At 36.9% G+C, this 7,708-nt stretch carries 7 protein-coding genes; 2 read left to right on the forward strand and 5 right to left on the reverse strand.

The genetic code is table 11. The features are described 5' to 3' along the window. The 5 genes from AC3DU7_RS13075 to AC3DU7_RS13095 all read right to left on the reverse strand — a co-directional run. Positions 1-517, reverse strand: a 517-nt coding sequence (locus AC3DU7_RS13075) for a transposase (RefSeq protein ID WP_488039776.1), incomplete at its 3' end; no start/stop codon positions are given. 725 nt (positions 518-1,242) lie between these two features. After that, positions 1,243-1,401: a YqaE/Pmp3 family membrane protein gene (locus AC3DU7_RS13080; RefSeq protein WP_293080419.1), complete on the reverse strand. Its 159-nt coding sequence runs from the start codon at positions 1,399-1,401 to the stop codon at positions 1,243-1,245. A gap of 74 nt (positions 1,402-1,475) precedes the next feature. Beyond that, the gene (locus tag AC3DU7_RS13085) at positions 1,476-2,657 is read right to left on the reverse strand and encodes a DUF4336 domain-containing protein (protein WP_488039777.1); all 1,182 of its coding nucleotides are present in this window, start codon (positions 2,655-2,657) and stop codon (positions 1,476-1,478) included. A 448-nt stretch (positions 2,658-3,105) separates the two neighbouring features. Continuing rightward, entirely contained in the window at positions 3,106-5,481 is a 2,376-nt protein-coding gene (locus tag AC3DU7_RS13090) for a CBS domain-containing protein (protein ID WP_488039778.1), read from the reverse strand. A gap of 372 nt (positions 5,482-5,853) precedes the next feature. After that, positions 5,854-5,994 carry a hypothetical protein gene (locus AC3DU7_RS13095; protein ID WP_488039779.1) on the reverse strand — a complete coding sequence of 47 codons (141 nt, stop codon included), beginning with the start codon at positions 5,992-5,994 and terminating at the stop codon, positions 5,854-5,856. Positions 5,995-6,048: 54 nt separating this feature from the next. Here AC3DU7_RS13095 and AC3DU7_RS13100 point away from each other — a divergent pair, with 54 nt between their 5' ends. After that, entirely contained in the window at positions 6,049-6,237 is a 189-nt protein-coding gene (locus AC3DU7_RS13100; RefSeq protein ID WP_488039780.1) for a hypothetical protein, read from the forward strand. Positions 6,238-6,651: 414 nt separating this feature from the next. Then, positions 6,652-7,674: a nitrilase-related carbon-nitrogen hydrolase gene (locus tag AC3DU7_RS13105; RefSeq protein ID WP_488039781.1), complete on the forward strand. Its 1,023-nt coding sequence runs from the start codon at positions 6,652-6,654 to the stop codon at positions 7,672-7,674. Positions 7,675-7,708: the final 34 nt, after the last annotated feature.

The raw sequence follows: 7,708 nt of genomic DNA on the forward strand, positions 1-7,708 counted from the left end.
TATAAGTTATCTGTTGAATTAACTTAGCGTGAGGTATTTGAGTAAAATTTTGGTTGTTTTTTTTGCCGATATTTGCACCTTGTTTCCAATTATCATTTTTTCCAATGACTACAGTACCAATATTATTTGTGGTTAAATACTCAACCACTAAGAAACTGGTGTTATGCAAATAATTATCCACAAAACGATTTCGGTGATAGGTTAACGCCTCAATCTTACGGCTAGTTTTTCTGTTGCCTTTGAGATGACTTTGGTATTTAGCTTTACGCTTGTTATATAATTGATTGACGCTTTTTAGTGGCTTCCCGTTAATCAGCAGTGGTTTGACACCAGGCTTATTTGTAGATAGAGCTACTAATCTGTCAATCCCTAAATCTATTCCTGCTACATATTTTGACTCTATCCGTGGTTGTTCAGTTTTTTCATACACAACTTCAATTACATAGCAGCCAGTTGCAGGTACTATCCTCACTTCAACTACAGACTCAACCACTACAGGTATTTTGATATCACTCATAGATAAGTGACAAATACCGTCCTTTAGTGGTGCTTTATATACAGACTATGCATGAATATATAACTACATTCCTACCTTGAGTTTTATTCTTATACTTTGGTATTTTGGGTTTAGCTAAAAACTTTTGTGGATGTTTTGACCATTCTCCTATTGCCTGAAAATAACCACGCCAAGTTGCAACCAAGCATTTTATTATTTGTTTTGATACCTTAGTTGGTAATGCTCTATAGGCATCGCTATCTTTGGTGGCGTGATATAGCTTGGTTAAATCTAGACTTTTTGAGAAAAGTGAAAAAATGCTGACGACAATAATAGTTAGCCAGGTTGTACAAGTTTTTTGATTTAAAGGCTAACTCATCACACACCTGCCAATAGATATGTGTTCGGTTAATCATATGTCTGTCAACAAGTCGCATTCACCTGAATTATTTCCTAAGCTTTAGTTACCTGTTTAATATTAAAACACTTTTCTACAAATAGCAACTACTTTCTACAATTTTTATTCAACAGTTAATCACCCTCGCACGAGTGAAAGTGAAATAAGAAAATGTAGAGAAGTTTTTGAGAAAGCGATCGCCTCCTAATCTTCTTTCTAAATCAGTCATTAGTTAAAATTCGGACCTGGGAAGGGAGAAGGTTTTTTGATCGCTGATTATCCGGACATGATATCAGGTGGTAATTGTGGCATAAATACCTGGATATTACCACCTAAAAATCATAACTATTTATCTTTTAGCAATAATCCAAACAGCGTGAACAATTCCTGGAATATAACCCAGAAAAGTCAAAAGAATATTCAACCAAAATTGACCACCAAAACCTACTTGTAGAAATACGCCAAGTGGTGGTAAAAAAATCGCACAAATTAAACGAACAATATCCATGTTAACCTCTTCAAGAAAATGGTTCTTTGGTATACATTTTATATATAGGGAAAATAAGAAAATGCTCTTCAGCTTTAACGTAAAGCCCCTATTTTTTTAAGCTTATCATCTAATTCTCTCAAAAACTGTAAATCTGTCTCTGGTAAATACCCGTCACTATCCTTTTCTAAAAAACTAAACGCTTGCCTAAACTCATACCCACTTGCTTGAATAGGTGCATCAAAATGACAAGGAATAATCTGCCGAAAATTCCAACTTGCCACTTTCTCAACCCACTCCATCACCTGTTTTGGATCGCGATTCAAAATCAGGGTTTGCAATATAGGCGCTACTAACAACCGCCCATCCTGTCGTAATTGTGTAAAAGAACCCTGCCATTCAGACTTCCAACGCCACGGTAAAAGACCAAAGTATGCACGCTTTGAGCGGTCTGGTGCTTTCAAAACATTTTGAAACACCTCTCTAGTAGATACTACATCTAAAGCATCCACTTGAAAATATAATGCAAACAAACATATTTTTTGCCACCCTATACATCTATTGACGGGATTATCTTCTACTACATCAGAAACATCATCTTTGGCGTGAAACAACAATGGATAGGGGTCAAAATTCAAAATTTCTGGTGGTTCGGTGGGTACAGACAAAACTGTATCTGTTACTAATAAAGTTTGAGATGGAATATGGCAAAATACTACTTCCGCAAAAGGTCTCAAACCAATATCAAGGGGGCCGAGAGTCGCATAGTCAAATTCTGCTGCAAAAGGTGTATCACTACTGTTGGCAGGAAGTAGATGGGTGCGTTTTTTCGGTAAACCCAACCAACTCAGAGGTAGATTTATCGGAAAACTCCATTGGTTGGGCGTAACAAAAACTTCCGCCGTGGGAAATTTTCTCGCAAAGGGTCCCACATATACTTTATGTTCTAAGCCAGAAATAGTAGGTAAAATAATGTAGCGTACTTCTCCATATTTTTCGACCAATTCATTAAGAAGGCGTATGCATTCCCGTGTTGGTGCTACTGGGGCGTAAACAAACAAACCGCCTCCGATCATTCTTATCACTGTCATCCGAATTGGTACAGTAACATAGAAGATACCCTGAAGTTGGTCAAAAACCCAGATGGTCTCTTTGACTATCTCTTTTCGTAATGTCCGTCTTTGTCCATAAGGGTATAATGGTAAAATAGGCCATAGGGGCCATGACCAATCCTGAGAGTGAGAAATGTTCTGTTGTCTTGGTTTCCCTGAATGCACTTTTATTAATGGATAATGGATAATGGATAATGGATAATGGATAATGGATAATTACCTGTGGTTAAAACCGTTACGGAATTGAATATCAGGAAATATTATTTCTTCTCTTGGTCCATTAGATATGGCGCAGGTTTCCTTGCCATCCCACCCAACGGGTGCGCTGCGCTAACGACCGCTGTCTTGGTCGATTGTATATGGCGAGGGGACCCGCTCTTATCAGAGCCACTCCGCTGTTAGGGTTTGCGGTAGCATTCCGGAACGGAAAGCTTTGCGGTAGCAAACGCCATCCCACCCAACGGGTGCGCTGCGCTTTTCGCGCCAGCGTTGCAAAGCAAACGACCGCTTTTCCCCTTGAAAGGACAGGCTTTTAACCAGAATAATTTAATTCTTATTCCTTAATTATTAATTATTCGGTAAATTTCGGAAATTAGAATTTGATGCCATTCCTTTAGGTTGGTATTTCTACTGTAAAAGTTGTCCAACCATTACTACTGGATACTAATAGGTTACCATTGAGCTGTTCTACCAATTTTTTCACTAGGGCTAAACCTAAACCTGTCCCCCCTTGTTTCCAAGGATCGGCATTAGGCACTCGATAAAATTTGTTAAATATTTTAGGTAACTCAGACGCAGGAATTTCTGATGGGTTACTAATCAAAAATTTGATTGACTCTGGTGTTTCTATCATGCTTTTTTTGCTACTTTTTTTCTGATTACATTCAATTACAAACTTGATTTCGCCTTCATTCTGAGTATACTTGCAGGCATTATTTAGAAGTTCTGCTAAAATCCTGCTTAAACTATTATTGTTAGACATGATCTGGGGAAGTTTTTTAGGGCATTTAACTTTTAGAGTTTGTTGACGTTCTCTGGCTCTAGATTTAAAAGGATCGATAATAGTGGCAAGCCAACTTTCTAAATCTATCACATCTGTGGGAGCAGATCCAGTACCACCTTCTAAGCGCTGTAAATCTAATAGATCGGTAATTAAGTTAATTTCTCTTTTACACTCTGTATCTAAAATATTTAAATATTCTTTACCGCGTTCTGATACAGGAAAGACTTTCAACATATGAATAGCCATTTTCATGTTCGATAGAGGTGTTCTTAACTCATGGGAAACAGTGCTTAAAAAATCATCTTTGAGAATATTAAGTTGCTGTAGCTCTTGCACTTTTTGTTCCAATTCTGCTGTGCGGTCTTGAACTTGTTTTTCTAAGTCTGTATTAAGAGTTTGTACTTGTTGATAAAGTTGGGCTTGTTGAATAGCGATCGCTAACTGAGTTGCTAGTTGCTTCAATAAATCAATTTCAGATTGTTGCCACTCTCGAATTCCGGAACATTCCTGGGTACACATCAGTCCCCATAGTTGTCCATCTTGGGAAATTGGTACTATTAAGTAAGCTTTTACTTGTTTTTTCTCCAGTTCAGTAATTTTTTGTGTACTTGAATTTGTTTGAGTGATATCAGAAACTGCCTGAATCCGATCTTGTTTCATCTTTGTTAAGCATTCAGATGAAATTGTTTCTCCTATCCAAGAATTACAGTTTTTTTCTACTGACTCAGCAACTACTTTAACGACTTTGGCTGTTTCTATCTGAAAGAAGACTACTCTATCAGTTTTGAGGAATTGTTGAACTTCTGTAACTACAGCATTAATAATTTCATCTATATCTAAAGATTGATGAATCCGAAGGGCTATTTTTGCAAGGAGGCGATCGCGTTCTAACTGTGCTTGTATTTCTGCCGTTCGTGCCTGCACTTCTTTTTCTAATTCCAGATTTCGACTGCGTAATAGTTCAAATTTTTCTGCTTGCAGTTGATTAACATCTTTGCGTAATTTTCTAACTAGCCCAAACATTACTGTCGGATCTAATACTTGTAGTAAGCTTGCCTGATTAACTGTTCCCTGAAACTCTCCTTGTTTACCACATACTATTAAAATTTGTACCTGTTCCTGCAACATCTTTTTATGAGCATCCCAGAGAGAGTCTGTTTGTTTCAAGCTGTTAATTGGCATTTTCATGACCTTTTTTACGGGTGTTGCTGCCAAACTAATACTTATAAAATAAGCTTGTGCAATATCATCTGTTGTAATTATACCGACAGGTTTTTCAATTTCAGTCCTTTGTGTTTTACTTTTTTTCTTCTGTGTTACAATTACACTATTGACTTTTTGAGTTGACATCAATTGACTAACTTCTAACAATGATGTCGTTTCTGAAGTTGTGACAGCAACAGAATCATTTTTGACTTCATTGACGCTTCTTAACCTGAGAATATTAGAAGGTTGCAGTACTTGACGAATTCCTTCTGGTGTGACAACACCAATTATTTGATCTATACTATCTAGCACTGGCAGATGACTAATTTTATGTTGGCGAAACAGAGATAAAGCTGTAAATAAATCTTGATCGTCTGATTCTTTTAGAGTCACAAAATTAGATGACATGACTTCTGCTATCTTCACTTTTTCTGATAAGTTGCTGAAACTACCAATTTTATCAGTTGCAATTAGTTTGACAAGATCGCTGACAGTGAATATTCCTAATAAAAAAGAAGATTGTGTATTATCAAATTTTTGCTCTTTTTCTATTGATTTATTTTCTACCACTAAAACACTTGTAGCTTTTTCTTGGTTTGATAATGGTGATTCATCAATTTTTCCATTTGTCAGTGTATTTACAGGCATTGCACAACTGCTTTGTAACATACTCATTTGTTTGAGTACATCTACCAGAGGAGTTTCAGGGGTTACAGTTAGCGGATAACGGTCAATTGCTTGTTGTAGAGGTGATGAATAAATACGAGATTGAGCAACCATAATCATATCTCCTTTATATTTTATAGATAAATGTAAAATATTATTGAACTTTTTCAGGCAAATTTAGAGTTTTTTATATTTAATAAGTGATTATAATTATCACAGTGATTATTGCCTAAAAATTACAGTATAAATTTTAGCATGAAATCAAGTTTGGATCAATATTTGAAAGTGCTAAAATTAGCATGAATCTGAGTTTACGAAACTCAATCTAATGTGGAAAAAATCAGGATGCTGTGAAACAGATCGCTGTTAATAGCTGTTAATGATAGCGGTGATTAATCTATCAAACTAAGTAAGGATGCGATCGCAAACACTGCTGATATTTAAAACCAGTCCTTAAGAGCGGGGGTATTAAGTTCCATTGAAAACTTATTTGCATTTTACAAAAACAGACCCAAGAAATAGATATAATGCTCTACCTGTTGAAGTACGGACTTCTAAAGATTTTTGACAACTGGCATGGCCTTCATTTTTGATGCTTAAGAAATAAGTTAGAATAGAATCTGCCATTTTTAGAGTTTTTGTTTCAAAATATTAAGTAAAGATGAGTTGAGAGTATTACCCATGTTTCCATTCTTTGCTAAATCCTGCTGTGACTGGGACTTTTTTCAACCAGAGTCTCGAAAAGCCCATCAGGAAAATAAACTGAAATTCCTCAAGTGGATGCGAGACGATCTAGAAACTAGATTAGCTGGACTTAATGCGGCCATTCAAACCATTGAACGCCAGATTAATCAAGACCAACCTTCTTAAGGTTATAGAATTTATCGTCCACTAAAAAAGCCTGGGAGTGCGTTACTCCTAACACTTTAACTACAGTTATTTTTTCTAAGGCGTAATATTTTGCGCCTTTTATTTGTGAAGTTATCTCCCGTTAAATCAGAGATTATCATGGGAGACCCCTTACTGAATCTATTTGGAGTATTGGAATTAGGCAGGTAATATCATTAGTGCTACAGTACTAAGTTTTTTGGTTAGGACAATCAATTTGGATTGTAAGGTAATAGAGAGGGAGCAGAAAGCATTGGTATAATATAGATTACTTATTCTTATTTTTTCTTGTTACTGTTTATCTTTTCTATGCAAAGAGGGAGTAGGAGGAAAGAAATTATCAATCGGCTTTAGTGGTCGGTACTGATAACTGATAACTGATAACTGATAACTGAAATGACCCCTTTCCAGGCTTTGGCCCTTCAAATCCAAGCTAAAGCAGTAAATCAGGCCAACGACCGAGAATCTGCGCGATCGCTGATTCAACAAACTATTAACCACCTAGCCAAACAAATTGCTGCTAGTAAAGCTTTTATTGGCCTAAACTGTAAATTAGTTTTACTGCCAGAATATTTTCTCACAGGTTTTCCGATGGCCGAGTCTTTGACAAGTTGGGCAAATAAAGCTTGTTTAGAAATGACTGACCCCATCTACGACCGTCTAGGAGAGATTGCTCAAAAAAATGATATTTTTCTAGGGGGCAATGCTTACGAAGTTGACCCTAACTTTCCCGAATTATATTTTCAAAGCTGCTTTCTCATAGATCCGAGTGGCAATATGGTATTGCGCTATCGCCGTCTCAACTCTATGTTTGCTCCTACTCCTCACGATGTTTGGGATAAATATCTCGACTGTTATGGTTTAGAGGGAGTATTTCCTATTGCCAAAACAGCGATAGGTAATTTTGCTGCTGTTGCCTCTGATGAAATTTTATTTCCAGAAGTTACCCGATGTTTGGCAATGCGCGGGGCAGAAATTTTACTGCATCCTACTTCAGAGGTTTATGGGCAAGCGCGATCGCCAAAGGAAGCAGCGAAAGTTTCTCGTGCTGTGGAAAATATGATGTATGTGATATCTGCTAATACTGCAGGTATTGCCAATACTCCTATTCCTGAAGCTTCCGTTGATGGGGGTTCCAAAATTATCGACTATCGAGGTTTAATATTAGCGGAAACGGGTGCAGGGGAAAGCATGGCCGCCTATGCTGAAATTGATATTATGGCTCTCCGCAACTATCGCTCTCAAGTAGGAATGAAAAATTTATTAGCAAGGCAACGGTGGGATCTTTATGCAGAAAGTTATCGTCAGTTTCATGCTTATCCTGCTAATACTATGGATAGTGGAGTAGTGGAGCGAAAACATTTTATTGAAACTCAACGTGCAACTATTGAAAAGTTGAGAGAAAAAGGTATTATATAAGGTAAGGAAGAGGGAAGAAGGAAGAAGGAAGAAG

It is taken from the genome of Okeania sp., from assembly GCF_983059655.1.

Coding starts and splice junctions, on each gene's coding strand:
- AC3DU7_RS13100 (WP_488039780.1), top strand. CDS start 6,049: ATGTTTCCATTCTTTGCTAAATCCTGCTGTGACTGGGACTTTTTTCAA.
- AC3DU7_RS13095 (WP_488039779.1), bottom strand. CDS start 5,994: ATGGCAGATTCTATTCTAACTTATTTCTTAAGCATCAAAAATGAAGGC.
- AC3DU7_RS13090 (WP_488039778.1), bottom strand. CDS start 5,481: ATGGTTGCTCAATCTCGTATTTATTCATCACCTCTACAACAAGCAATT.
- AC3DU7_RS13080 (WP_293080419.1), bottom strand. CDS start 1,401: ATGGATATTGTTCGTTTAATTTGTGCGATTTTTTTACCACCACTTGGC.
- AC3DU7_RS13105 (WP_488039781.1), top strand. CDS start 6,652: ATGACCCCTTTCCAGGCTTTGGCCCTTCAAATCCAAGCTAAAGCAGTA.